This window comes from Helcobacillus sp. ACRRO, from assembly GCF_022347125.1.
Taxonomy (GTDB): Bacteria; Actinomycetota; Actinomycetes; order Actinomycetales; family Dermabacteraceae; genus Helcobacillus; species Helcobacillus massiliensis.
Genome location: NZ_JAKRNG010000008.1, coordinates 14,914 through 39,220, shown reverse-complemented (window position 1 = coordinate 39,220; position 24,307 = coordinate 14,914). Strand labels below are relative to the sequence as shown.

General features: G+C 68.5%; 19 protein-coding genes. 7 read left to right on the top strand and 12 right to left on the bottom strand.

Annotated features, from left to right (window positions below; all coding sequences use genetic code 11):
• Nucleotides 1-8 precede the first annotated feature (8 nt).
• Genes MHY20_RS04475 through MHY20_RS04465 form a run of 3 tightly spaced genes read right to left on the bottom strand, consistent with a single transcriptional unit; the run spans nt 9 to nt 5,408 of the window.
• Nucleotides 9-1,658: a DUF5719 family protein gene (locus tag MHY20_RS04475; protein ID WP_239375163.1), complete on the bottom strand. Its 1,650-nt coding sequence runs from the start codon at nt 1,656-1,658 to the stop codon at nt 9-11.
• Nucleotides 1,655-5,062 carry a hypothetical protein gene (locus tag MHY20_RS04470; RefSeq protein WP_239375160.1) on the bottom strand — a complete coding sequence of 1,136 codons (3,408 nt, stop codon included), beginning with the start codon at nt 5,060-5,062 and terminating at the stop codon, nt 1,655-1,657. Before MHY20_RS04470 ends, MHY20_RS04475 begins: the two co-directional genes overlap by 4 nt.
• A 37-nt stretch (nt 5,063-5,099) precedes the next feature.
• A complete protein-coding gene (locus tag MHY20_RS04465) occupies nt 5,100-5,408 on the bottom strand; it encodes a WhiB family transcriptional regulator (protein WP_239375157.1) in 309 nt (102 codons plus the stop codon).
• 222 nt (nt 5,409-5,630) lie between these two features.
• On the opposite strand from MHY20_RS04465, the gene MHY20_RS04460 reads away from it, so the two are divergent.
• Both MHY20_RS04460 and MHY20_RS04455 read left to right on the top strand, forming a co-directional pair.
• Nucleotides 5,631-6,887 carry a hypothetical protein gene (locus MHY20_RS04460; RefSeq protein WP_239375154.1) on the top strand — a complete coding sequence of 419 codons (1,257 nt, stop codon included), beginning with the start codon at nt 5,631-5,633 and terminating at the stop codon, nt 6,885-6,887.
• Entirely contained in the window at nt 6,884-7,603 is a 720-nt protein-coding gene (locus MHY20_RS04455) for a TIGR03089 family protein (RefSeq protein WP_239375151.1), read from the top strand. The genes MHY20_RS04460 and MHY20_RS04455 overlap by 4 nt, the downstream gene beginning before the upstream one ends.
• Here MHY20_RS04455 and MHY20_RS04450 read toward each other — a convergent pair whose 3' ends face one another.
• From MHY20_RS04450 to MHY20_RS04425, 6 genes are all read right to left on the bottom strand, one after another.
• Nucleotides 7,604-8,398 carry an ABC transporter ATP-binding protein gene (locus MHY20_RS04450; protein ID WP_239375148.1) on the bottom strand — a complete coding sequence of 265 codons (795 nt, stop codon included), beginning with the start codon at nt 8,396-8,398 and terminating at the stop codon, nt 7,604-7,606. It abuts the gene before it with no gap.
• A 7-nt stretch (nt 8,399-8,405) separates the two neighbouring features.
• A complete protein-coding gene (locus MHY20_RS04445; protein ID WP_239375145.1) occupies nt 8,406-9,314 on the bottom strand; it encodes an ABC transporter permease in 909 nt (302 codons plus the stop codon).
• On the bottom strand, nt 9,311-11,356 hold the full coding sequence (locus MHY20_RS04440) for a glycosyltransferase (RefSeq protein WP_239375142.1): 2,046 nt from the start codon (nt 11,354-11,356) through the stop codon (nt 9,311-9,313). The genes MHY20_RS04445 and MHY20_RS04440 overlap by 4 nt, the downstream gene beginning before the upstream one ends.
• A 53-nt stretch (nt 11,357-11,409) precedes the next feature.
• Nucleotides 11,410-12,567 carry a UDP-galactopyranose mutase gene (glf, locus tag MHY20_RS04435; protein ID WP_183373638.1) on the bottom strand — a complete coding sequence of 386 codons (1,158 nt, stop codon included), beginning with the start codon at nt 12,565-12,567 and terminating at the stop codon, nt 11,410-11,412.
• A gap of 117 nt (nt 12,568-12,684) precedes the next feature.
• Nucleotides 12,685-13,512, bottom strand: a complete 828-nt coding sequence (locus tag MHY20_RS04430; RefSeq protein ID WP_239375139.1) for a glycosyltransferase — start codon at nt 13,510-13,512, stop codon at nt 12,685-12,687.
• A complete protein-coding gene (locus tag MHY20_RS04425) occupies nt 13,509-14,480 on the bottom strand; it encodes a glycosyltransferase (RefSeq protein WP_239375136.1) in 972 nt (323 codons plus the stop codon). The genes MHY20_RS04430 and MHY20_RS04425 overlap by 4 nt, the downstream gene beginning before the upstream one ends.
• 557 nt (nt 14,481-15,037) lie before the next feature.
• Here MHY20_RS04425 and MHY20_RS04420 point away from each other — a divergent pair.
• Nucleotides 15,038-16,012 carry an LCP family protein gene (locus tag MHY20_RS04420; protein WP_239375133.1) on the top strand — a complete coding sequence of 325 codons (975 nt, stop codon included), beginning with the start codon at nt 15,038-15,040 and terminating at the stop codon, nt 16,010-16,012.
• Between the two features lie 9 nt (nt 16,013-16,021).
• Here the strand turns inward: MHY20_RS04420 and MHY20_RS04415 are convergent, their stop codons facing one another.
• On the bottom strand, nt 16,022-16,750 hold the full coding sequence (locus MHY20_RS04415) for a glycosyltransferase family 2 protein (protein ID WP_183373636.1): 729 nt from the start codon (nt 16,748-16,750) through the stop codon (nt 16,022-16,024).
• 186 nt (nt 16,751-16,936) lie between these two features.
• Between MHY20_RS04415 and MHY20_RS04410 the strand changes: the two genes are divergently transcribed.
• From MHY20_RS04410 to MHY20_RS04400, 3 genes are read left to right on the top strand one after another with little or no spacing between them, the layout of a single operon-like run.
• The gene (locus MHY20_RS04410; RefSeq protein WP_239375131.1) at nt 16,937-18,259 is read left to right on the top strand and encodes a nucleotide sugar dehydrogenase; all 1,323 of its coding nucleotides are present in this window, start codon (nt 16,937-16,939) and stop codon (nt 18,257-18,259) included.
• A 1-nt stretch (nt 18,260) separates the two neighbouring features.
• Nucleotides 18,261-18,761, top strand: a complete 501-nt coding sequence (locus MHY20_RS04405; RefSeq protein ID WP_239375129.1) for a DUF2304 domain-containing protein — start codon at nt 18,261-18,263, stop codon at nt 18,759-18,761.
• Entirely contained in the window at nt 18,754-20,712 is a 1,959-nt protein-coding gene (locus MHY20_RS04400; protein ID WP_239375127.1) for a DUF6541 family protein, read from the top strand. Before MHY20_RS04405 ends, MHY20_RS04400 begins: the two co-directional genes overlap by 8 nt.
• A gap of 71 nt (nt 20,713-20,783) precedes the next feature.
• Here the strand turns inward: MHY20_RS04400 and MHY20_RS11725 are convergent, their stop codons facing one another.
• Nucleotides 20,784-21,989 (bottom strand): glycosyltransferase family 4 protein, encoded by a 1,206-nt coding sequence (locus tag MHY20_RS11725; RefSeq protein WP_239375125.1) that lies wholly within the window; start codon nt 21,987-21,989, stop codon nt 20,784-20,786.
• Nucleotides 21,986-23,056, bottom strand: coding sequence for a UDP-N-acetylglucosamine 2-epimerase (non-hydrolyzing) (gene wecB / locus MHY20_RS04390; protein WP_239375122.1), 1,071 nt, complete (start codon nt 23,054-23,056; stop codon nt 21,986-21,988). The genes MHY20_RS11725 and wecB overlap by 4 nt, the downstream gene beginning before the upstream one ends.
• A gap of 108 nt (nt 23,057-23,164) precedes the next feature.
• On the opposite strand from wecB, the gene MHY20_RS04385 reads away from it, so the two are divergent.
• Nucleotides 23,165-24,307, top strand: coding sequence for a hypothetical protein (locus tag MHY20_RS04385; protein ID WP_239375120.1), 1,143 nt, complete (start codon nt 23,165-23,167; stop codon nt 24,305-24,307).

Genomic DNA, 24,307 nt, shown 5'->3' with positions numbered 1-24,307 from the left:
TGATCCGCTCAGTACTGCAGGCGGACGTTGACGCCGGAGGCGGCCACGTTGTTGTCCGCCAGGCGCACACTGCCGATGATCGGTCCGCTGCTGCCCGCCTTCGCGGTCTGGACCCAGTCCCCCGTGATCGATGAGGGCGTCTCCGGCACCACGATCAGGCCCGTCAGGTCCTCCGGCTTCGGGTCGATCTCGTTGGCCGCGATCGACAGGGTCTGACCGTCCGCCACCGGCTTCGTCACCGGCTTCGACAGGGACCCGTCGGCCTTGGTGCCGATCACGGTGACCGTGGTGTCCGCCAGACCGAACAGGCGCACCTGGCCGTCGGCGCCGCCGAGCGGCAGCGCGAGCACGGAGGAGTTCCGGATCGGGTCCGACGGGTTCTGGATCGTGAAGTCCACCGCTTTCGAGGTGGTCTCCCCCGGCTGATCGCTGCCGAACACTGACGAGCGGATCGTGGCGAACACGGGCGCCTCGGATTCCACCGTCACCGTGTAGGCGCCGCGGGGCAGGGTCCCGGTGTCCAGCTGCAGCACGCCGGAGGCGGGGATCTGCACATCTGTCATCTCCCGGTCCTTCACCTCGCCGGTGGGGCTGATGAAGCGGACAGTCGCGGTGGTGGGCTGCCCGGTGCTGTTCAGCAGGTCGATCTTGAGGGGCCGGTCCGCGGTGATGGTTGCGCCGGGGAACACGTGGTCGGTGGACGGCGCCTGCTGCGCGGTGGCGATGTCACCGCCGTGCGGGGTGAGGCCGTCGCGCTCGGACGTCTCCATGCTCATCGCGAGCGGCGAGCCCTGCACGGTGACCGACACGCCGAGCGAGTCGAATCCGGGGGCGATGGATTCCATCGGGATCCGCTCGGTTGCACCCGGCGCGACCACGATGGTGCCGCGGCCCTGCGGGTCCGCTTCGCCGTCGGCTGTGTTCACCGTCAGGCTGGCGGAGGAGGGCCGGTCCGTGGTGTTGGTGAGCACGAGCACGCTCGATGAGCCGGGCGTGGTGGAGACGCCTACGAAGGTGCCCTTCACCCGCGGCTCCCAGCAGCGGGTGAGCGCGAGGGACCGGAAGTCACCGGATTCGGTGCGGACGGCCTGGATGGTGTCCGCGATCGGCCGCTGGGAGTCGAACGAGGTGGAGCGCATGATCGCCCCGTCGGCGCCGGCCTCCGCGGACGCGGTTGCGAACTCCGCCTTCCCCTTCACGGGGGTGGAGTCCAGCGGGGTCCCGTCGCGGTTCTCGGCGTCGATGGTGGGGGTGCGGGGCGTTCCGTCCTCGGTGAGGCGGGTGGCGGCGACCTGGTCCTGCCCGAACAGGAGGCTCGTGTCCGGTTCGAAAGCGAGGGTGCGCACCTGCGCGGTGTCCGCGGGCTTCTGCTCGGCGAGCGCCTCGTCGGTGCCGGTGGTCTGTTCCGGCGGCAGGAACGGCCCGGGGCACGACTGCGCCTGGGCGACCGCGGTGGAGCGGGCGGAGAGGTCCTCCACGGAGGTGAACGACTTCTGGCCGAGGGTCGCGCCGGCAGCGACGACGCCGATGAGGGGGACGAACGCGAGGACGGCGGCGGCGACGCGGCGGCTGCGCACCGGGCTGTTGCCGACGGGGCCCGGGTCGGTGGGGCCGACGGGGTCTGCGGGATCGTGCGGCTCAGTGGGGGTGGAACTCACAGTGCCTCCTTCGAACGGCGGCGCCACGGCAGGGCGACCAGCACGGTCACCGCCAGGATGATGAGGCCGATGATGATCAGCGGGGTCGCCAACGGGTTGGTGTAGCGGATGTGGAGCTCACCGCTGGCGCCTGCCGGCAGTTCGAAGCCCTGCGCCCAGTCGTCGACCACCACCGGGGTCAGGGCGCGGCCGTTCAGGGTGGCGTGCCACCCGGGGTCGGAGCGCTCGGAGAGCATCACCGTCCGCACGTGGTCGGCGGCCTTCACCTGCGCCTGAGCGTCGGTGCGGCCCGACGGCAGGGCTGTCGTCGTGGTCGGATTGATGCGCTGGCCGGGCGCGGAATCAAGGATCATCGCTCGGGCCGACGGGTCCACCACGCGCCACAGCCCGCCCTGATCGGACTCGGTGACGCGCTCGAACCGCGGTGAGGAGTTCAGCGCAAGAGTGATGGAGTCCGCGTTCTCCTGGCTGGGCACCACCACGTACTGCACCGCGAAGGTGGACAGCGGCGGCACAATGCCCGTGCCGTCGTCGGCGAGGTTCGCGGCGATGGAGTCGACGAGGTGCTCACTGGCGGTGTCGAACGGGCTAGCGGTCTCCCCCAGTTCCGCCTGCCGTGCGTTCTCCGCACCGGAGGACTGGTCGATGGAGGCGCCTGCACCGTCCACGACACGGCCGGTGACGGAGCCGTCGTTCTCCTGGTGGAGCACGAGCGTGCGGGTGCGCTGATCGGACACGCCCTGGTCGGCGGCGACAGCGGGGATCTGCAGCTCGGTGGTGCGCTCCAGCTCCATGGCCGACGGCGCCATGATCGCCCACGAGGCGACGAGACCGACGGCGAGGACTCCGAGCACGGGAGCGAGCGTGCGCCGCAGCGAGGTCTGTCCGGCGACCGGCGATGCAACGCGGTGCGCGATCGCGTCCCCCGTGCACAGCAGAGCGGTGACGAGGCCCGCGCACACGATGGAGAGCGCTGGTCCGGCGTAGGAGGTGAAGGGGGTGCCGTCATCGAACCCCGTGACGAACCGGCCGAGGGCCAGGGCGAGCGCGAAGCCGCCCGCCACCACGAGCACCGAGAAGATGCCGACCCGGCCGGCGTCCCCGGCGAGGAACGGGGCGGTCAGCAGCGCCAGCAGCCCGGCGATCATCAGCGAGGCGGCGAACAGGGCCCACAGCAGGGACCCGTCGGCCCCGGCGGCTTCGGCGAGGCGGCCATGCGCGGTGGGCTGCAGCAGCGCGAGGTCCGCCAGTGAAGGGCGGGCGAACGCGCCCTCGACGCCGCTGACGGCGATCAGCGACTTCGGGTGCTGAATGTAGGCGGTGAGGTTCGGCAGGTGCAGGCCGAGAACGGGGATCGCGAACCAGACCATCCGCCAGCGTCGACCGGGGATGAACGGGATGATGAACAGCAGGCCGATGAACGCCATCGGTGCGAGGATCGGCTGCACCGCGCTGATCACCGCAAGCGCGAGACCGCCTGCCGCAGCGGCTGCCGGGCTCGCCTGCGCCGTCTTGTGCGGCAGGCCGATGGCGCGCACCAGACCGATGGCGGCGAGCGGGATCATGAGGTGCACCAGGACGGCGGGCCAGCGACCGGACAGCAGCGCGTCCGCGAACGGTGGGGCGGTGGTCCAGGCGACCGCGGCGATGAGGCGCACCACGATGGACCGGCTGAGCGTGCCGGCGGCGAACCAGGCGCCGAGCGCCGCCGCGGGGATGGCGAGCAGCTGCAGGGTGAGCACGATCGCGTCCCCGCTGAGGGGGATCAGGCCGACGAGGCGGGTGAGGGCGTCGGTCGGGCCGGGCGCGCCGAGCTCCCCAGGGATCCAGGAGGAGAACACGGTGTCCCACCGGTCGTGCAGTGCGTTCGTGGGCGCGGTCAGGTGGGGGCCCACGAGAGACCCGCGCCCGAGAACACTGCGCATCGCCAGCAGGGCGATGGCTGCTGAGAGGCCGGCGAGGACGAGCGTCCACACGGTGTGCCGACCGTAGTCGGCGTCATCCACGCCGTGACTCGTACCGGCGATGCCCCACGTGGTGCGTCGAATGCGGCGCGTATGCGCGTCATCGGCGAAGAGGTCGGTCCACACCTCGTCCAGGGCGAGTCGGGCGGCAGCGCCCCGCGGGACGTAGAGCGGGGCGAGGCGGCGTCGCGGAATGGGAGATCGTGCGCTGGTCGAGCGGCCGCGGGCGAACACCGCGGGGGCGTGGCGCAGGATCCGGACGAACGCCTGCAGTTCATGGCCGACTGCGCGGGGCCGGTGCGAGACGATCGCCCCGATGATCCGGGCGATCAGCGCGAACGGCAGGACGAGCAGCGTCAAGATGCCCATGAGGGTGGGCCGCTGCCGGATCAGGGACAGGACCTGCCCGGACCGGAAGGCAACGGGGTCCTTCGCGCCGGTGAGGCGGCTCGGGTCTGCGCTGACACGGGAGTCGGAGACAGCGGTGACGCGTTCGCCGGAGCGCCAGATCCGCTGGCAGAGGTCGAGTTCAGCCCACGGGGAGGCGAGCGCCGGGTCGAAGCCGCCGACCTCCTGCAGGGCAGCGGTCTGCACCAGCATGCTGGGCAGTGTCACGCCGAGGACATCTGTGCGCCAGTCAGCCTGCCCCTGGTCGATCTCCCCGGTGTCCACACTGGTGCGGATCCGGTGGGAGTGGGTGAGGGTGATGCCGAGGTCCACCAGTGGTGGGGCATCGGAGCGGGAGTTCGACGACAGGTGCTTGGAGCCTGCGACCGCAGTGGAGGGCACCTCTCGGACGGTGCGGACGAGTTCCTCCAGCGCGTGCTGGTCGGGTTCGGCCTCCATGGTGAGCAGCCAGAGCCAGCTCTGGTCGTCGGCCGTGGCGCGGCGACGACGGCCCCCTCTGGCGCTTCCGCGCTGCCGCAGGCGAGCCGGAACGCGTGCTTCTTCCTGTGCTTCGCGGGTCGAACGGGCGAGCTCCGCTTCGGTGTCGACGCTGCGGGCGCGGCGGCCACGATGCTGAGGGGAGACCGCGGTGGAGCCGCCGGTGTGCGCGTCGGCACGGCCGCTGGATTCGGCTGCCCGGGCGCGGTCAGGAGCGACGGCGGCGCCCTGCGCGTCGGCGTCCTGAGCGGCGTGATCGGCGTTGTCGGGGCGGTGCCCGTCGGCCGCGCGGCCGTCGATGCGGGAGGCGACGGCGCGGGTGGCGCCGGCCAGGGTGGCACCGGGCGACAGGTTGATGCGGTCATCCACCATGCCGTCGGTCTGGAGGGTCGCCAGGTATTCGGCGACGGGCTCGCGCAGTCCGGCCGCGGCGACGAGGACGGTGCGGTCGGCGGGGCGGGACTGCTGCCGGACTGCGCGGACTGTGCGGTCAATGGCGCCGACGGAGTCGGCGGGCGAGACGAGCAGAACCGCGGTGACATCGCGCTGGATCACGGACGCTGGTCGTCCTTTCCGGAGGATCGGTGGGCGCTCAGATGGCCTGCTTCTTCAGGCGGCGGCGTTCGCGCTCGGACAGGCCGCCCCAGATGCCGAAGCGCTCATCATTGGACAGGGCGTATTCGAGGCATTCGGCGCGGACCTCGCAGGAGGTGCAGACCTTCTTGGCTTCGCGGGTGGAGCCGCCCTTCTCGGGGAAGAACGCCTCCGGGTCGGTCTGGGCGCACAGGGCCCGCTCCTGCCAGGACGCGGGTTCCAGCTCCTCACCGAAGTCACCGGCTCCCGTAATCTCCACGATCGAGAGTCCGCTCTCCATGGGCGTGCGAGGCGCGTTCTGCTGCATCGGCGCGATCCTTTCCAGCCGGAGGTGTGCGGTGCCGCCGCAGTCTGCGCACTCCCCCACATCGGGGTCTGACACAATCATCTGCGGACCGGCAGGGCACCTCTCGGCCACTGTCCTGTCCCAACTAAACTACACCGGTGCAACTCCGCTTCGTCAAGTGCCCGTGAACCTTCGCTCGGGCCCAGTGCGACAGCGGACCGCCCGACTCGAGGAGACCCCACGATGCCAGCACGCCTGCTCAGCGAGGACGAGCCCTTCTTCCGCGAATGGAAGCGCCACCACGGCCCCATGGTCCGGTCCCGTCAGCGGGCCGCTCTCCTCGCCGAGACCGTCGGCATCGACCGGGACCCCGCCGTGCCCGTCATCGGAGTGGTCGGATCCAAGGGCAAGGGCACCACGGTCGCCGCCGCCACCCAGCAGCTGCGCCGCCTCGGCCTGAACGTGGGCACCGTGTCCTCCCCTCCGTTCATCACGAACCTGGAGCGCATCCGGTTCAACGGCGAGCCGATCTCCCTGGAGGACTACGCCGAGCTCGGCCGCACCCTCTCCAGCGCGATCGAACAGCTGCCGCCGGTCGAGGAGACCGACGGGTACCTCGCCCCCACCGGCTGCTTCACCCTGATGGGCGCCCACTATCTGCTGGGGCGCGGCGCGGACGTCCTCGTCATCGAGGAGGGCCTCGGAGGCGCCACCGACGAGATCTCCCAGTTCCGCCTCGACACCCTTGTGGTGACCCCTGTGTTCCTCGAACATGAGGGAGTCATCGGCGACACGATCGAGGAGATCGCCTGGAACCTCGTCGGCGCCGGTGACCGCCGTACCGAACGGGTCGTGACGCTGGAGGCACAGGACCCGGTCGCGATCCGCGCGATCGAGGTTCTCCTGCCGCAGGCACATGTGCTGCGAGTGCCGTCCCCGGAGGACCTCGGCTTCGGGCCCCTGACCTCCGCGAACATCGCCGCGGGGTACACCGCCGCACTTGCCGCCCACCACCGCGCGGACACGCTCGAGGACCTGCCTGCGCTGGATCTGAGCGGTGCCCGACACCTGCAGCTGCCCGGGCGCTCCAGCTTCCTGCTGCACAACGGCGCGCCGTGGTTCCTCGACGCGGCGATCTCCCGCGAGGGATTCCAGGCCGCGCTCGCAGCGGTCAGCGCCCACAGCGACTTCCGCGGCGCCCGCTACCTGGTGTGCCTGCCGGACATCAAGGACATCACCCGCATCATCGACGTGGTGGACGAGGACCGCACCACTCTCGTGCGCACCCATGAGGACCACCTGACGTTCGAGAACTACCCGGAGGACTGGGCGCAGGCGTCGTTCGAGGACGCTGTGCGGGACGCGGAGACCTCCGGTGACCCCGTTGTGTGCCTGGGCACGATGAGCTTCGCCGCGGAGATGGCGGAGCAGATGGGACTGGATGTGGACCGCTGGTGGGTGGAGGATCCGTCGGCCGCAGAGACGGGAGTGGAGCGATGAGCGACCTCTCCCCCACCGGCGCCGATCTGCTGGCCGCTCTCGAGCAGCGCGGCCCCTCCCCCGCCCTCATCTGGTACGGCGGCGAGGACGGCCGCACCGAGCTGTCCGGGCATGTGCTCGCGAACTGGGTGACGAAGACCGTCAATCTGCTGCGGGACGAGCTGTTCGCCGAGCCGGACACTCCGATGGTCATCGCGATGCCACCGCATTGGAAGCGCCTCGTGCTGACGCTCGCCGGCTGGTCGGTGGGCGCTGAGGTGCGGATTCTCAGCCTCGACGCCGCCGCCGGCGAGGCCGCCGGGCTGCTCGCCGAGCCGCTGGCCGACGGGACGGTCCTCGCCACAAGCGACCCCGCTCTCGACGCCGTGGATCAGGCTGACGAGGTGCTGGTGCTCGACCCCGTGTCCCTCGCGCTGCGCTTCGGCGGCGAGGTCCCCGACCTGGCGCATGACTACCTGCCGGCGGTGCGTGGCCACGGCGACCACCTGAGCGCCCCGGTCGACCACTTCAGCGGCCCATCCCCCGCCCACCTCGAGGGCGGTGATCATCTCGGCGACGGTTCCGGTTCGGTGGAGCCGGGCGCGGTGGTGGCGCTGGAGGACATCGATGGAGCCGATGCATCGCGCGCGTTCGCGGTGTGGCTGGCCGGCGGTGTGGTGCTGGCGCCTGCGTGGGCTGTCAGTGAGGACGAGCAGCGCGCCGAAGGGGTGCGCTGACTAGTCGGTGTCGAGGTCGTCGGGTTGGGCGTCGCCGCGCAGCACGCGGATCGCTTCGGCCGGATTGCCGTTGAAGATCAGGTTCCCGGACTGCATGACGGCGATGCGCGAGCAGAGCTTCTGCAGCATGTCCAGCTCGTGCGAGACGATCACCATGGTGGCGCCGTCGGCCTGCATCTGACGGATCCGCTCAATGCATTTGCGCTGGAACGGCTCGTCACCGACCGACAGGATCTCATCCACGAGGAAGACGTCCGGGTCGGTGTGGATCGCCACGGAGAAAGCGAGTCGCAGGAACATGCCGCTGGAGTAGTACTTGACGTCGGTGTCGATGAACTTCTCGATTTCGCTGAACGCGACGATGTCATCGAAGCACGCATCGATCTGCTCCCGGGACATGCCGAGGATCGCTCCGTTGAGGTAGACGTTCTCCCGGCCGGACAGGTCCGGGTGGAACCCGGCGCCGACTTCAATGAGTCCGGCGACGCGGCCGCGGACCATCACGCGCCCGCTGTCCGGGAAGAGAACACCGCTGATGGTCTTCAGCAGGGTGGATTTGCCGGAACCGTTCAGCCCGATCAGGCCGACGGTCTCCCCCGAGGACACGGCCAGGTCCACCCCGTTGAGCGCCATGAAGGAATCGGAGAGCTTCTTGCCCTTGAGGGCGGCGAACGCCAGCTCCTTCAAGGAGTGGTTGTGCCGCAGCGAGAACTCCTTGGTGACGGATTCGATGCGGATCATTTCGCGGGCATCGGCGTCGGGCAGGGACGCGGCGCTGGGAAGAGCGGTTGACATCGCCGTTTCAGAGCTCCTGGGCGAAGCTGCGCTTCGCGCGGTCGAACACGAGGGCCCCCACGATGAACGTGGCGATCGCGGTCAGCAGGCCGAACCACCACAGACCGGCCACGGAGGACCCGATGTCGATCGCTGCCTGCGCTTCGGGGCTGGGGTGTGCGGTGCGGGCGTAGCCGCGCCAGAACGCCGAGTGGAACAGCTCCACCACGATCGTGAGCGGGTTGTGTGCGTACAGCGACCAGAGGATGCTGTCGCCCATCTCTTTGTGCACGAGGGAGATCGGGTACAGGATCGGTGAGGCCCACGTGGCGATCATGATGATGAGGTCAACGAAGTTCTCCACGTCTCTGAACGCGGCGTTCAGAGCGGCGGCGAGCATGCCGAGGCCCACCGTGAAGATCACGAGGATCGCGAAGCCGGCGGCGAACGATGCCGCTTCTGTCAGGCCGGGCCGCCACCCGAACACGAGGGCGCCGACTGTCAGCACCAGCAGCTGCGGAATGAAGTGGATGATCGCGACCACCGCACTGGACCAGGGGAACAGTTCGCTCGGCAGGTAGATCTTGGAGACCAGAGGCGCGTTGGACGAGATGGAGCGGGTGCAGTTGCCGAACACCTCTCCGAACAGGTTGATCACCACGATGCCGGAGAACAGGTAGACGGCGTACGCCGGCATCGACCGGTTCAGCTGCAGGAACACGCCGAGGGCGATGAAGAAGACGAGGAACTGCGCGGCCGGTTTGACGTATGACCACGCCATGCCGAGCACGCTGCCGCGGTAGCGGACGCGCAGCTCCTTCTTCACGAGCAGGCGCAGCAGGAACCGCTCCTTGACGGGGTTCAGCCAGCCGGCGTCATCCCCCGGTTCGCGCCATCCCTGCTTCTTCTCCTCACGGTTCAGCGCGGTTCGGCTCAACGATCAGCCCCCGCGCTGTTCTTGTCCTCCCGCTGCGGTGCCGGGTTCGCGGCGAAGGTCTTCTCCCACTCCTCGAAGGAAGTGATGCGCGGCGCGGCATCCTGGAACGCACGGCTGAGCTCCTTCCACCGGCGGGTGAGGTCGGCGTGGACGCGCACAGACTCGCCGAGCGCCTTCACCGCTTCCTTCGGGTCGCGCTGGTACCAGAACACCTGAGTTCCCTCAGCGTTGGAGACAAGGGCGCTGTCGTAGCGGGTGAGGCGCCACCAGCGGGCATCCTGGTGCGCGATCGCTGCCTGCGGGTTCTTCTGCGCCTTCTCCGACGGCTTCACCAGCGTCTGGCGCACCAGCTGCTTCGCCGCCCACAGCGGCAGGGCGGCACGGCGGGGCTGCGTGAGCGGGCGGCCCTTGCGCGGCGGCTTGCCGGGCACCACAGCCGGGAAGTCGTCGATGTTCTTCTTCGGGCGAGAGTCCGCATAGTCACCGGTCTTGGACCGGATCTCAGGAAGGATCGTGCCGATGTTCTGGTGCAGGGCGTCCGGGCCGTCCAGGATGGCGCGCTGCGCGAGGGCACGGCCCATCTGGGTGAAGTACTGCATCGAGAAGACATGCTTGATGTCGAGGAACTGCGACTCCTTCGTGACACGGCCGCCGTTCTCGTACGGGGAGTGCAGGAGGGCGGTGATGATGCGGTTGCGTTCGTGGAAGAACGCCTGCCAGCCGACGAGGTCGTCCTTGTCACCCCAGGCGACGTGCCACACGGCGGCGCCGGGCAGGGACACGGTCGGGTAGCCCGCCTTCTTGGCGCGCAGGCCGTACTCGGCGTCGTCCCATTTGATGAACACGGGCAGGGACAGTCCGATCTCACGCACCACTTCGGTGGGGATGAGGGTCATCCACCAGCCGTTGTAATCCACGTCCACACGGCGGTGCAGCCACGGCGTGGCGCGCAGCGGGTAGGAGGCGAGGTTGTAGCTGAGCTCCATCTCCTCGTTCGGTGCCGCGGGCTGCGTGCGCCACGGGTCCACCACTTCGCCGAAGGTGTGCAGCGAGGAGCGGTTGTTGAGATCGAACATGTGGCCGCCCACGAGGGTGGGGCGGGTGCAGAAGTCGGCGAAGGTGAGGACGCGGTGGAAGGACTCGGGTTCGATGACGATGTCGTCATCGCAGTTGATGACGTAGTCGGAACGGCCGTTGGTGGAAGCCTCGTACATACCGCGGGAGAAGCCGCCCGAGCCGCCGATGTTGCCCTGCTCGATGATCCGGAGCTTCTCGCCCATCCCCTCCTGCAGGGGCGTGAGCTGCTCGGCATGGTCGGTGAGGCGGTCGCTGCCCTGGTCGATCACGTACATGACGTCCATGAGCTCCAGGAGGTCGTCCTGCCGCAGGAGAGTGCGGATGTTGTCCAGGCAGTACTCCACCTTGTTCATGGTGGTCATGCCGATGGAGAAGGTGCCGCGGCGCTTCGCGAGGGAGGCGTCCGCAGAGTACGCGGCGCCGAGGATGCGCAGCCCCTGGGCTCCGGCGAAGGCGTCGAACCAGTACCAGCCACCGTCGCCGAAGGCGTCGAGCTTCAGCGGGACGCGGGTGGTGCGCCTTCCGGTGACGGCGACGGCGTCCACGCGCTGCTGCGCACCCTTGGCGTTGGAGCGGTTCACGACGATCTGCCCGTCACCCTCGGTCTGGATGGTGAGGGTGATCTCCCGCACCGGGGTCCAGCGCCGCCAGTACGAGGCCGGGAAGGCGTTGAAGTAGGTGCCGAAGGACCGGGAGCCTGCGGCGGGGATGGTGGCGCCGAAGCGGGAGCGGTGCTCCGAGAGGTCGAAGTCCTCCGCCACAGCAGCCCCGGGAGCCATTGGGGTCTGCTCCGCCTTCTTCTGCGGACCGACCTCTCCGAGGGCCGACCCGGTGGAGGCGAGGGCGGCGGCCCCTGCAGCAACGGACTCCACGTACAGCGGCAGAGTGTCCGCCATCGGGTCCTCCGGCATGATCAGCCGGTGGAGGACTCGGTGGTCGTCGGGGATGCGGACGGTCTGGTTCATCGGGAAGGCTCCTGGATGGTGGTGCGGATGCGTCTCGGCCGGGCGGGGTGCGCTCAGGACCGCAGCAGGTCCGGCAGCTTGTTGTCCGCCATGGACAGGGCCGCGCCGATCGCCATGTGCATGTCGAGGTACTGGTAGGTGCCGAGGCGTCCACCGAAGAGGGTGGAGGGCTCGGCGGCCGCCTTCTCGCGGTACTGCAGCAGGGTCTCGCGGTCGGCGCTGGAGTTGATGGGGTAGTACGGCTCGTCGTCGCGCTCCGCGAAGCGGGAGAACTCACGCTGGATGAGGGTGCGGTCGGTGGCGTAGTCGCGTTCGGGGTGGAAGTGGCGCGGCTCGATGATGCGGGTGAAGGGTACGGACTCGTCGGCGTAGTTCATCACGGACGTGCCCTGGAAGTCGCCCACATCGAGGTGCTCGGTCTCCAGGTCGATAGTGCGCCACTTGAGGTCGCCGAGCTCGTAGTCGAAGTAGCGGTCCACCGGGCCGGTGTAGACGACCGGAACATTGCCGCGCAGGTTCTTCTTGTTGAGCTCCTGCGATTCGTCGAAGTAGTCCGTGGACAGCTTCACCTCGATGTTGGGGTGGTCCGCCATGTTCTCGAGCCACGCGGTGTAGCCCTTCGTGGGCAGGCCCTCGTAGGTGTCGTTGAAGTAGCGGTTGTCGTAGGTGTAGCGCACCGGGAGGCGGGAGATGATCGAGGCGGGCAGGTCCTTGGGATCGGTCTGCCACTGCTTGCCGGTGTAGTGCTTGATGAACGCCTCGTAGAGGGGGCGGCCGATCAGGGAGATGCCCTTGTCGTTGAGGTTCTCCGGGTCCTTGCCCGCGAATTCGCCGGCCTGCTCGGCGATGAGCTCGCGCGCTTCGCTGGGGCTGTAGGCGGCGGAGAAGAACTGGTTGATGGTGCCGAGGTTGATCGGCATCGGGTACACCACGCCCTGATGAGTGGTGTACACCTTGTGCACGTAGTCGGTGAACGAAGTGAAGTCGTTGACGTACTTCCACACCCGCTCATTGGAGGTGTGGAACAGGTGCGCACCGTACTTGTGGACCTCGATGCCGGTGCGGTCATCGACCTCGGAGTACGCATTGCCGCCGATGTGGTCGCGGCTCTCGATGATGGTCACGCGGGCGCCGTGCTCACGAGCCGCGCGGTCGGCGATGGTCAGTCCGAAGAGGCCGGAGCCGACGATCACGAGGTCAGGGTTCGACATGCGTCTGCCTTTCTGAAGTCAACGTGGCTCCACTGTACCGATTCGGCATCTGAGGAGCCCTTCGGGCGGGCCGGTGGAGACCCTCCCAATACCTGTTCACCCCGTGCGGGTGGGAAGTCACACACCGATCTTCTCGACGAGCAGGCGGTACATGAGCCGCCGGAGAGGGCCGGGCACCGTTCGGTAGGCGCCGCGGATGCAGAGGTTGCGCAGCGCGCGGGGCCAGGAGGTGACCCCGTCGGCCACCATGCGGCGCTGCATCCGGATGTCGCTGCGGAACAGTTCGAGGCCGCCGCGTCGGTCGTACAGCTCCGGGCCCACGCGGTAGTCCACGAGCGCTTCGGCGAGGTTGCCTGCACGTGCACCGGCTCGCAGCATCCGGTACCAGAGGTCGTAGTCCTCCATGAACGGGAGGCTCTGATAGCCACCTGCGGCGAGCACGGCCTCCTTGCGGAACACCACGGTGGGATGCTGAAACGGCGAGTGGTCCTTGAGGTACCGCTCGATCTCCTCCTGCGAGGTGGGACGGTTGCGGGTTCGGCCCGAGCCGAGTTCGCGCATGCCGGCGCCGAGGATGTCGAGGTTGCGGCGCAGCAGCGCCGGGATCTGCTTCTCGAAGCGGTCGGCGTGGTTGAGGTCGTCGGCGTCGGCGCGGGCCACCAGCGAGGTGGGGCACGCCAGCAGGCCTTCCTGGAGGGTTTCGGCGAGGCCGCGGTGGTCGCTGCGGCGCAGCACGGTTGCGGGGCCGTACTCGCCGCGCTCCACACCGTCGGCGATGGCGGCGAGCGCCGGGGGCAGGTCACCGTCGCAGGAGAGGACGACATGGTCCGGCGGAAGGGTCTGCGCGCTGGTGGCGCTGTGCAGGGCGGCGCGGACGGCGGAGGGCTCGTCGTTGCCCCACACCGCCATCAGAAGGGTGAACGGCTCGCGGGGATGCTGCGTCACCGGCGGGCCGCCTTCTCCACGGCTCGGATCTCCTCGGCTCGCTCCGGGTCGGCTCCGAGGACCACGGCGTTCATGCGGGGCATCTCGCGCAGGCCCTCGCGCAGGCCGCGCCACGCGATCGGCAGAAGGTCGCCGCGGGTGCGCAGCAGGGTCCTCCCCCAGCCGAGCGCGGACTTCCCGCCGTAGAGGACCTGCTCCTTCCGGGTGAAGGAGTCGGTGCGCAGGAGGGTCCACAGGCGGTTGCGGACGTCGTAGCGCATGCGGCTGCCCGGGTTGGCGGCGGCGTTGGAGAACGCGACGGTGCGGTGCTCGACCACGCTGCCGGGCACGGCGAAGCCCTGACCGCTGCGCAGAAGGCGGCCGGTGAATTCGAAGTCGTCGCTCCAGATGAAGTAGTCGGCCTTCGGCAGGCCGTGGGTGCGGACCTCGCCGGCACGGATGAGGGCGGAGACGAAGCTGGCGGTGCGGATCGGGCGCACTCCGATCTCGGCGAAGCGCTCCACCTCGCTCTGGGGGACCCCGAGGCGGGTCCGTGAGGAGTTCATGGGGTGGTCGCGCCCGTCGGTCCAGACGGCACGGGAGGAGAGCACGGCGGCGCTGATGCCGCGCTGCTGGAGTCGGTGATCAGCGGCGAGGAGTTCGGCGAGGGCGTCCGGAAGGGGGACGGTGTCGTCATCCATGATCCACAGGAAGTCGGTGTGCTCGCCGCTGCGGAGGGCGTGGGCCATGCCGGCGGTGAAGCCTCCGGCGCCGCCGACGTTGCGGTTCAGGTGGAGGACGTCAGCGCCGATGTGGTGTTCGTCGGCGACGCGCCCGGATTCGTCGGTGGAGGCGTTGTCGATGATGATGACGCGGTCCGCGGGGCGGGTCTGGTCGGCCAGGGCGTCGAGGCTCTCGCGCAGGAGATCGGGGCGGTTGTACGTGACGACGACAGCGGTCACGTGCATCGGCGCGAGGTCGGCGGGCATGGATGATCTCCGTTTCGTCGGGCTGGTTCGCCTCGAGTGTAATCGGGCGAGCCTGCCGAATCGTGGTGGCGCGAGGGGAGGTGAGGTGAAGATTGTTCGCACGCGCGGCGATGGGGTTGTGGAGGGTGGGCCGACGGGCCTCGAAGTGGGACCGTTGCTGTGTACTCTGAGTGGGCACCAGACCCCGAGCAGTTCGATTCGGAGACCCCATGAACCAGGATTCCCCCGAGCAGTCCGGCAGGTCGCATGCGCGACCCGGCAGCTCTGCCCGCCCCATCGGCCCAGCCGGAGGGAATCCTCACACCCGCTCGTCCCGTCCGCGCCCGCCGCGCGGTTCCCATCCTGTTCCGACGGGTGAGCAGCCCACGCAGCAGATGCCGCGCCAGGAGCCGCCGACCCGTCGGATGCCGCCCGTCCGCGGTGGCGCCCCTGCTGGTGGCGCACCTGCTCGAGGCGCGACCCCCGTCGGCCAGGGCGGCGCTGCCGCAGCCGCGGCCGGCTCTCATCCCGCTGCAGCACAGCCCGGCGCGCTACGGCCGAAGGGACGCCCGCAACGCATGCCCGGCCAGGTGGGCGGCTCCCGGCCTGCGCGTCGGGAGGGAGGCCGACGGGGTCTGCCGCGGTGGGCGAGGCTCCTGCGCGCCGCGGCGATTCTGCTGATCGTCCTGGTGCTCGGATGGGGCGTGGGGCTCGGGGTGTGGACCAACTCGCACATTCAGCACACGGCCGCCCTCTCGGACGCCGAGGACACGCCCGGCACCACCTATCTCGTCGCCGGCGCGGACCTGGAGGACGGCGGCGCGCAGCGCACTGACACCCTCATGCTGGTGCACAAGGCGGACAACGGGAACACCTATCTCGTGTCGATCCCCCGCGACACCCTCGTGGACATCCCCGGGAAGGGGAAGTACAAGATCAACGCCGCCTACGCGATGGGCGGCCCGAAGCTGCTGGTGAAGACGATCGAGCAGTTCACCGGTCTGACGGTGGACCACTTCGTGGTGATCGGGTTCGACGGCGTCACCGACATGGTCGACGCCGTGGGCCACGTGAACCTGTGCATCGACCAGGACGTGGACGATGAGAAGTCCGGTCTGAAGATGACGAAGGGCTGCCACGACGTGGGCGGTGAGCAGGCGCTCGCGTTCGTCCGCGCCCGCTACTTCGATCCGCGCGCAGATCTGGGGCGCCAGGAGCGCCAGCAGCAGTTCATCTCATCGATGATGAAGCGCGCCGCCTCCCCTGCCGTGCTTCTGAACCCGTTCGCCCATGTGCGCTTGGCGAGCGCGTCCGGCCGAGCACTGCTGACCGACGACGACACCGGGCTGGTGGACGTGACGCGACTGGGAATGGCGATGCGCAGCGCATCGAATTCCGGCAGTGCGGTGCCGATGCCGATCGACAACCCTGCTTTCCAGACCAAGCATTCGGGTGTGGCGATCTCCACCGATGATCAGGAGATCGAGACGTTCTTCTCCGAGATCAAGGACGGCACGCTCGATGTGGAGAAGGCGAAGAAGAACGCCCTGTGATGGGCGCGCTCAGCGCAGGATCATGTCGATGACGATGTTGATGGAGTTCAGAACCGACTGACCCTTGGCGCGGGAGTAGTCGGTGTACAGGATGTGCACCGGATGCTCCTTGTAGGTGAGGCCGTGCCGATGGATCTCCGAGGGGATCTCCGAGGCGTGCGCCATGCGGTTCTGCTCAATGGTGATGACCTCGCAGGCGGTGCGGCCGAGCACGCGCAGCCCGTTGTGGGCGTCGGTCAGGCTGACCCCGGTGGTCAGGTTCTCGTACACGATCGCCCCCTTGAGCACAATCCGCTTCAGCAGGCCCGGCTTGGTGCGGGTGTCCAGGAAGCGGGAACCGAGGACCACGTCCACGCCGTCATCGTGGAGCATGCGGATCATGGAGGCGGCGTCATCCACCTGATGCTGACCGTCGGCGTCGAAGGTGACGACCTGGCGCATGTTCTCGTCCTGCAGGGCGTAGTCGATGCCGGTCTTCAGCGCGGCGCCCTGCCCCATGTTGTAGGGGTGGCGGACCACGACGGCGCCGGCGGCTTCGGCCTGCTCAGCGGAGTCGTCGTCGCTGCCGTCATCCACGCAGACCACGAGGGGGTAGCGGGTGCGCAGCTGCGTGATCACGTCATGGATCACGGGGCCCTCGTTGAAGAGGGGGATGACGAACCAGGTGGTGTCCGTTCCCGGGTCGGGCAGGGGCGCTGAAGTGGTTGGCTCGCGGCGCTCCTCGGGGACGTGGCTCATCGCGCTCCTTCGGTGGTTCGGCGTCGTGACGGCGGGGCCGGGCGGCGGGCGCGAGCTTCGCCGCATTCGGCATGGCGCTCCCATGGTCCCCGACCTCTAGGAGGATACCCTGTTGAGGACTGTTAACCGGGACGCGGACTCGGCCTGGTGGCCGGATTCGCATCGACCATGTGAGGACACCCGAACGTGAAGACTGCCGTTGTTGCACTGGGGAAGATCGGCCTTCCCCTCGCCGTCCAATTCGCTGACGCAGGCCACGAGGTCATCGGCGTTGACGTCAACCAGCGCACCGTTGACATGGTCAACGACGCCAAGGAGCCGTTCCCCGGCGAAGCGCACCTGCAGGAGAAGCTGGAGGAGCTCGTCCCCGCTGGTCGGCTGCGCGCCACCACGGACTATTCGGAGGCCATTCCCGGCGCCGACGCCATCGTGATCGTGGTGCCGCTGTTCGTCAACGACGAGACCTGGGAGCCGGACTTCGCTTGGATGGACGCGGCCACCACGTCGCTTGCCGAGCACATCACCCCGGGCACGCTCGTCTCCTACGAGACCACCCTGCCCGTCGGCACGCTGCGCAACCGCTTCGTGCCCGCAATCGAGAAGATCTCCGGCCTGAAGGAGTCGAAGGACTTCTTCGCCGTGTTCTCCCCGGAGCGAGTCCTCACCGGCCGCGTGTTCGAGGACCTGCGCAAGTACCCGAAGCTGATCGGCGCCCTCTCCCCTGAGGGCACGAAGCGCGCCACCGAGTTCTACGAGTCCGCCCTCCAGTTCGATGAGCGCCCGGATCTGGCCCGCCCGAACGGCGTGTGGGACCTCGGCACCCCGGAGGCGTCGGAGCTCGCGAAGCTCGCCGAGACCACCTACCGCGATGTGAACATCGGTCTGGCGAACGAGTTCGCGCTGTTCGCGCAGGACAACGGCATCGACGCATTCAAGGTGATCGAGGCCTCGAACTCGCAGCCGTACAGCCACATCCACCAGCCGGGCATCGCCGTGGGCGGGCACTGCATCCCGGTGTACCCGCGCCTGTACCTCTCCGGCGACCCGTCGGCCGAGACCGTGCGCTCCGCTCGCATCCTCAACGCCTCCGTCCCCGCGAAGTTGGTGGAGCGCGCTGAGAAGCTGCTGGGGTCCCTGAAGGGCATGAAGGCCGTGGTGCTCGGTGCGTCCTACCGCGCCGGGGTGAAGGAGACCGCCTTCTCGGGTGTGTTCCCGACCGTGGACGAGCTGACCAAGCGCGGCGCCGAGGTGTCCGTGCACGACCCGTTCTACACCGATGAGGAGCTCGAGGGCTTCGGCTGGACGCCGTGGCACGAGGGCGATGCCGCTGACCTGGTGATCGTGCAGACGAACCACCCGGAGTACGCGGAGTACTCGGCTGCGACCGTGCCGGGTGTGAAGCTGATCGTGGACGGCCGCAACATCACGGACGCCGCGAAGTGGCAGGGCACCCCGCGCCTGGTCCACGGCGACGGCGAGCAGTCGACCGCCTCCGCGAAGGACGCCTGACATGCCCGGCGCTGCCCTCCTCGTCCATCCCGCTGTGACCGGAACCGTCGCGGCGGTGCAGGGAGCCCCCGCGTTCGCGAACAGGGCGTTCATCATTCAGATGATCCTGATCGCCGGCATTCTGGGGATCACGGCGTGGCTGTTCCTGAAGCGCGGCGCCAAGCAGCTGGCGGTGCGCCGCCTGCTGATCATCCTGTTCGCCCTGTTCGCGGTGTTCACCGTGATCTTCCCGTCGATCCTCACTCAGGTTGCGCGCTTCGTCGGTGTGGGACGCGGCGCCGACCTGCTGCTGTACGCGACCGTGGTGGTCCTGTTGGGCTTCCTGGCGCTGCAGGAGGCGCGGACGAAGAACGCGGAGAAGCGTACAACGTACTTGGCGCGGCGCCTCGCGATCGCGGACACGGTGCACCCGGATGAGTACCGGATCGCAGCATTGGGCACCGTGCGCAGGGCCGATGGCGCCACCGGTGCTGCGGAGGGTGCGTCGCGCACTGATGGCTGACTGGGCTCGGTTCGCCTGGTCCGCGGCGTGGACTCTGGTCCTCGCTGTCGGACCAGGCGTTCTCATTCTCCGCTGCTGGGGGCTGCGCGGCCCCACCGTCTGGGCGGTCGCGCCGTTGATCACCGTCGCGGTGTCCACGCTCGCGGCGGTGGCGGCGGCGCCGATGGGGATCCGGTGGTCCCTGCCGGTTCTGCTGGTTCCGGTGCTGCTCCTGGCCGCTCTGGGGCTGGTGGGCCGACGGGTGCTGGCCTCACGCCGGGGCTCAGCCGCCTCCACGGAGACCGCGACTGGAGCGGCCGACGGGCCTGTGCGCGCGCGGACAAGGGAGCTACCAGTCCTGCCGCGTCTGTTCCCGCGCCCGTGGCTGTCGCTCGCTGTCATCGCGCCGGCGGTCGGCATCGCTGTGATGCCGATCCTCGTGGCGATGGGTGAGCCGGGGGCGTTCCTCCAGCGCTGGGATGCGTTGTACCACCTGCAGGCCGTGCAGCAGGTCCGCCTGACCGGAGACGGCTCCACGTTGCATCTCGGTCGTCTTTCTCTGGCGACAGATCTTCCTCGGTACTATCCGGGCGGGTATCACGCGCTCGCTGCCCTAGTGCCGTTCACCCCCACGCCGATCCTGCTGAACGCATCCGTGCTCGTCCTGGCCGTCGTTCCTTTCGTGGTCGGCTCGGCCTACCTGGCGCGTGTCCTGTTCATTCGGCGATGGTGGGCTCCGACCGCTGCCGCCGTCGCTGCCGCGCTGGCCCCTGCCGCTCCCGTCAATGAGTGGATCCATCTCTCTCCCATCCCGAACCTGGTGGCAGCATCTCTGCTGCCGGCACTGCTCGGGTTCGCCATCGAGACGTGGCGGGTTCTGCGCCGCCGATCGGCGGGGGTGCTGTCACCCGCCGTGATCGTCCGCGTCGGTGCCCTCGGTGTCGCTGGTTTCGGGGTCGCATTCACGCACCCGAATGTGGCTGTCTATGCCGCGCTCATCCTGGGTGCTGGTGCGGGCACGGACCTTCTGACCCGACGTGACCGTCACCTGAGGACGTGGGCGCTGGCCTGGACTCCACCTCTCGGGCTCCTCCCCTACGCCGCTGTTGTTTCCGGACGCCTCGGCATCAACCCCGGCGATTATGTCGGCGGCCTCGTGGTGCCTCTCCCCCAGGGCGCGGGCGAACTGGTCAGCGGCCTGTTGACGGTGTGGCCGATGCCGATCGGCGTGGCTCTGTGGATCGTCGCGTGGATCGGACTGTGGGCGATGCTGCGGCGCGGCTCGTTCCCCATCCTCGTCATGGTGCTGATCACCGGGGTGCTGTACATCGATGCTGCAATCGATTGGGAGCCGCAGCTCTCCGGGCTCTGGTACCGCGGCCAGGACCGCATCTCCATGTTTCTGACGACGCTGGTAGTCACCCTGGTGCCAGCGGGCCTGGCGCGTCTGCAGCGGGTGTTGGAGCGGCTGCCCGCAGTAACAGCGGTTGTTGCTGCATCAGCTGTGTTGCTCGCGGGAGTGAGCGTCCAGGACCGGGCTGACTATGCCGCGCTGAACCTGGACCTGGATGATCTGTCTCGTCCCCGCTACTTCGACTCCCATGAGCTGGCTGAACTGGAGCGGGTCGCTGGAGAGATGGACCCGGAGGTCATGCTGCTCGCGAGCCCGTTCTCCGGGGGGTCACACCTCCATGCCATGACCGGGCAGAAGGTGCGGTTCCCGGTTGCCGGCCAAACCTACAAGAAATCGCACAAGAATCTCGTCCTCGCAGCCCAGAACGCCGGGCACGACCCCCGAGCGTGTCAAACGCTGAAGAGCCACGGCATCGGATACGTGTACAGCGATGCGTGGGCGTATGGACGCGCTGAGATCTTCACGCCGTTGGGTGCAGTCGATCCGGCGATCGGTCAGGTGATCATGTCCACGGACCATTCCGTGATGTACAAGGTGGACTGCAGCGCTGACGGGTGAGACCGACAGCCCGGACGGCGAGTGATCCGGAGAAACGAGCCGCGCTCCCCGTCCGGGTCAGTCGCTATCCCTCACTTGCGGCGCGCGGGGCGGATCGTGGCGAGCACCGCAGCGGCACCCTTTCGGGCGCATCCCATCAGTGAGGCGTTGTCCTCGGTCCACTGGCGCAGATGCTCCGCGTCCGGGCGGGGACCGTCAATCGCTGCGCGCATAGCGCTGGCAACGGATTCCGCAGTGTACTCCGCGGCGAAGCCGAGGCTGTTGCCCTGCACTCGGTCGTGGGCTGCGCCCGAACCCGCGTGGATCACAGGGGTTCCGCAGCCGGTCGCGGCGTACATCTTCGTGGGCAGGGCGAACTCATAGCCGAGGCCCGGGGTGATGGAGCTGAGGCCCGCCACTGCGCCGCGGATGTATCCGGCGACGACCGATGCCGGAGCGCGGCCGTGGAATTCGACGCCGTCGATCCCGCGCTCGTGCACGGTCTGTTCGAGCTGGTCTCGCCCGGTTCCTTCGGAGAAGAACAGCAGGCGCGCTTCGGGGTGCGTGGTCCGCAGCTGCTCGAACGCGTCGATGAACACGTCAGCGCCCTGCCATTCGGACACGGTGCCGGCGTAGACGAAGTAGGGTCCGTCCGGCCGGTCATCCGGCAGGTCCCCGTCGGGTGAGAAGGACGAGGTGTCCACCCCGTTGCCGATCATGTGGAAGGTGCTGCGCTCCCCCACCAGTTCCTCGAGGCGCTTCTGCACGCCCGGTGAGATGGTGAGGACTGCGGCGGACCTCTTCCACACGGTGGTCTCCATCCAGCGCACGGCCTTCAGGACCACGGCGGGGACGCCGCCGACGGATTCTGCGGCGTCACACCACACGTCGGCAGCGTAGAAGGTGACGGGAACCCGTCGGATCGCAGCGGCGGCAAGAACCGCGAGTCCGGTGGTGGGCGGCGGTTCCGCCACGACCGCATCAACCCGGCGGGCAAGGAGGATGCGGAAGAACAGGGGGATGTCGAAGCTCATGTATGAGCCGTAACCGCGCACCTGCCCCATGGAGTCCCGCTTCACGGGGAAGCGCCGGACGTGCGATGCGCGCACCGTCCCGTGGGTGCCCGCCGGTGGGCGGGTGGTGAGGACACGGACGTCCGCTCCGACCTCTTCGAGCGCGACCGCCAGCGCTTCCTGCCGGAATGCTGCGGGGATGGGCTCGGGGGTGAACACGCGGGTCGCGACGAGGACCGTGGGGGTGCTCGCGTCGGGGCGGGCGTTCGTGTTCTTCGGCGTCACTGTGCCCGGTGCTCCTTCAGCGCTGCGATGACCTGTTCGGAAGCGTGGCCGTCCCCGTAGTAGTCGGGGCGCTCCGCGGTGGGGCGGGGTCGCATGACGGCATCGCGGATCTGCTCGGGCTTCGGCGCGAGAACGTTCCAGTCATCGCGCAGGGTTTCCACCCATTCGGTTTCGGTGCGCAGTGTGGTGCAGGGAGCGCCGAGGAGGTAGGCCTCCTTCTGCAGGCCGCCGGAGTCGGTGATGACCGCTGCGGCGTGCTGCAATGCGTTCATCAGATCCGGGTAGGCGAGCGGCTCCTCCACGTGCAGGGATCCGCCCTGCAGTTCGATGCCGGCGTCGGCAGCCTTCGCCTTGAGACGCGGGTGGGCGAACAGGGCAACGGGGATGTCAAGCTTCTGCAGCTCGGCGATGACGGAGCGCAGGTAGTCCGGGTCGTCGGTGGTGTCGGCTCGGTGGAGGGTGGCCACAGCGAACGGCTGTGCCGGATCGATGACCTTCGGCAGGCGCAGCTCGTTGCCCTTCACGGAATCAGCAACGGTGAGGCAGACGTCGGTCATCACATCGCCGACCACTACTGTGCGCTCTGCGAGCCCCTCCGACGTGAGGTGTTCGCGGGCCACCTCAGTGGGGGCGAGCAGGAGGTCGGCGGCATGGTCAGTCATGACACGGTTGTGCTCCTCGGGCATGCGGCGGTTGAAGGACCGCAGACCTGCCTCGAGGTGGGCGACGGGGATGTGCATCTTCACGGCGGAGAGGGTGCCGGCGAGCGTGGAGTTGGTGTCGCCGTAGACGAGCACCCAATCGGGCTGGTGCTCTTCGAGCACGGCGTCCATGGCGGCGAGCATGGCGCCGGTCTGGCGGCCGTGGCTGCCGGAGCCCACATGGAGGTTCACATCTGGCGCGGGAATGTGCAGCAGGTCGAAGAACGCGTCGCTCATCGCCTCGTCATAGTGCTGGCCGGTATGCACAATGAGGTGTTCCACATCAGCGGACTTGGAGGCGGCCTGCGCGACCGCTGCGAGCTTCACGAACTGCGGGCGTGCGCCCACAACTGACAGGATCTTCACGTCATTCCTTTGGTCGACTACCCCATAGTCTATGAGACGCCGCTCGGTGCCACATGCCCCACGCTCGCCGCATTGGGAAGGTCTCTCACACCGCCCTACACTGAAGGCATGTCCCGCCCCACCATCCTGGTCATCTCACTGTCCGATATCGCCTCCGATGCTCGTGTGCTGCGCCAGATCGGCGTCGCCGCTGAAGTCGGACACGTCACCACCATCGGGTACGGCCCGCATCCGACCGGCGCCGATGAGCACATTCAGGTGCCGAGCGACAAGCTGTCTCTTCCCCAGACCCCGAGCGGGGTCCTCAAGCTCGCGCTGCGCCGCTTCCGCTCCGCCGAACTCGACGCCCCTGGTGTGAAGTTCATCCTCGATGCTCTGAAGGAGCGGACCTTCGATGCAGTCATCGCGAACGAGGCGCGGATCCTCGCCTGCGCTCATCGCGTGGCGAAGGGCGCTCCCGTGTGGGCGGACCTGCACGAATACGCACCTGAGGAACGGACCCATATCCGCTCATGGCGGCTGCTGGTGGCGCCGCTCATGGACTACATGTGCCGAGAGTACCTGCCGAAAGCAACCGCGGCCACGACAGTGGCGCAGGGCATCGCAGAGCTCTATGAGGAGTCCTACGGCGTGCGCCCTGAGCTCATGCGCAATGCGGCCCCGCTGCAGAACCTCTCCCCCACCGAACTGGAAGGGGATCGGATCCGACTCGTCCATTCCGGTGGCGCTGTCCACGGCCGCAATCTCGAAGCGATGATCGACGCCGTCCGCCAGTTGCCCGAGCAGTTCACCCTGGATATGTATCTCATCGCCGCTTCGGACGGCGGCGGATACCTGCGTTCTCTGGAGCAGCGCGCAGCCGGTGATCCTCGAATCACGATCCACGATGCAGTGAGTCCCCAAGAGCTGCCGCGAGTGCTGAACCAGTACGACGTCGGCGTGTTCTGGATGCCGCCTACACACACCAATGGCCGCCTCGCGCTGCCGAACAAGCTGTTCGACTACGTACAGGCTCGTCTCGCACTCGCGATCGGACCGAGCATCGAAATGGTGCGCATCGTGCAGGACCACGATCTCGGAGTGATTTCGGAGTCGTTCGACGTCGAGGACATCGTCGCATCGCTTCGCACTCTCACGCCCGAAAGCGTCGCCGCCTTCAAACAGTCGTCTGATGCCGCAGCACCGGCTCTGAGCTTCGACAATGAAGCCGAGGTGGAAAGGGCCATCCTCCGACGGATGCTGAACGCCTGA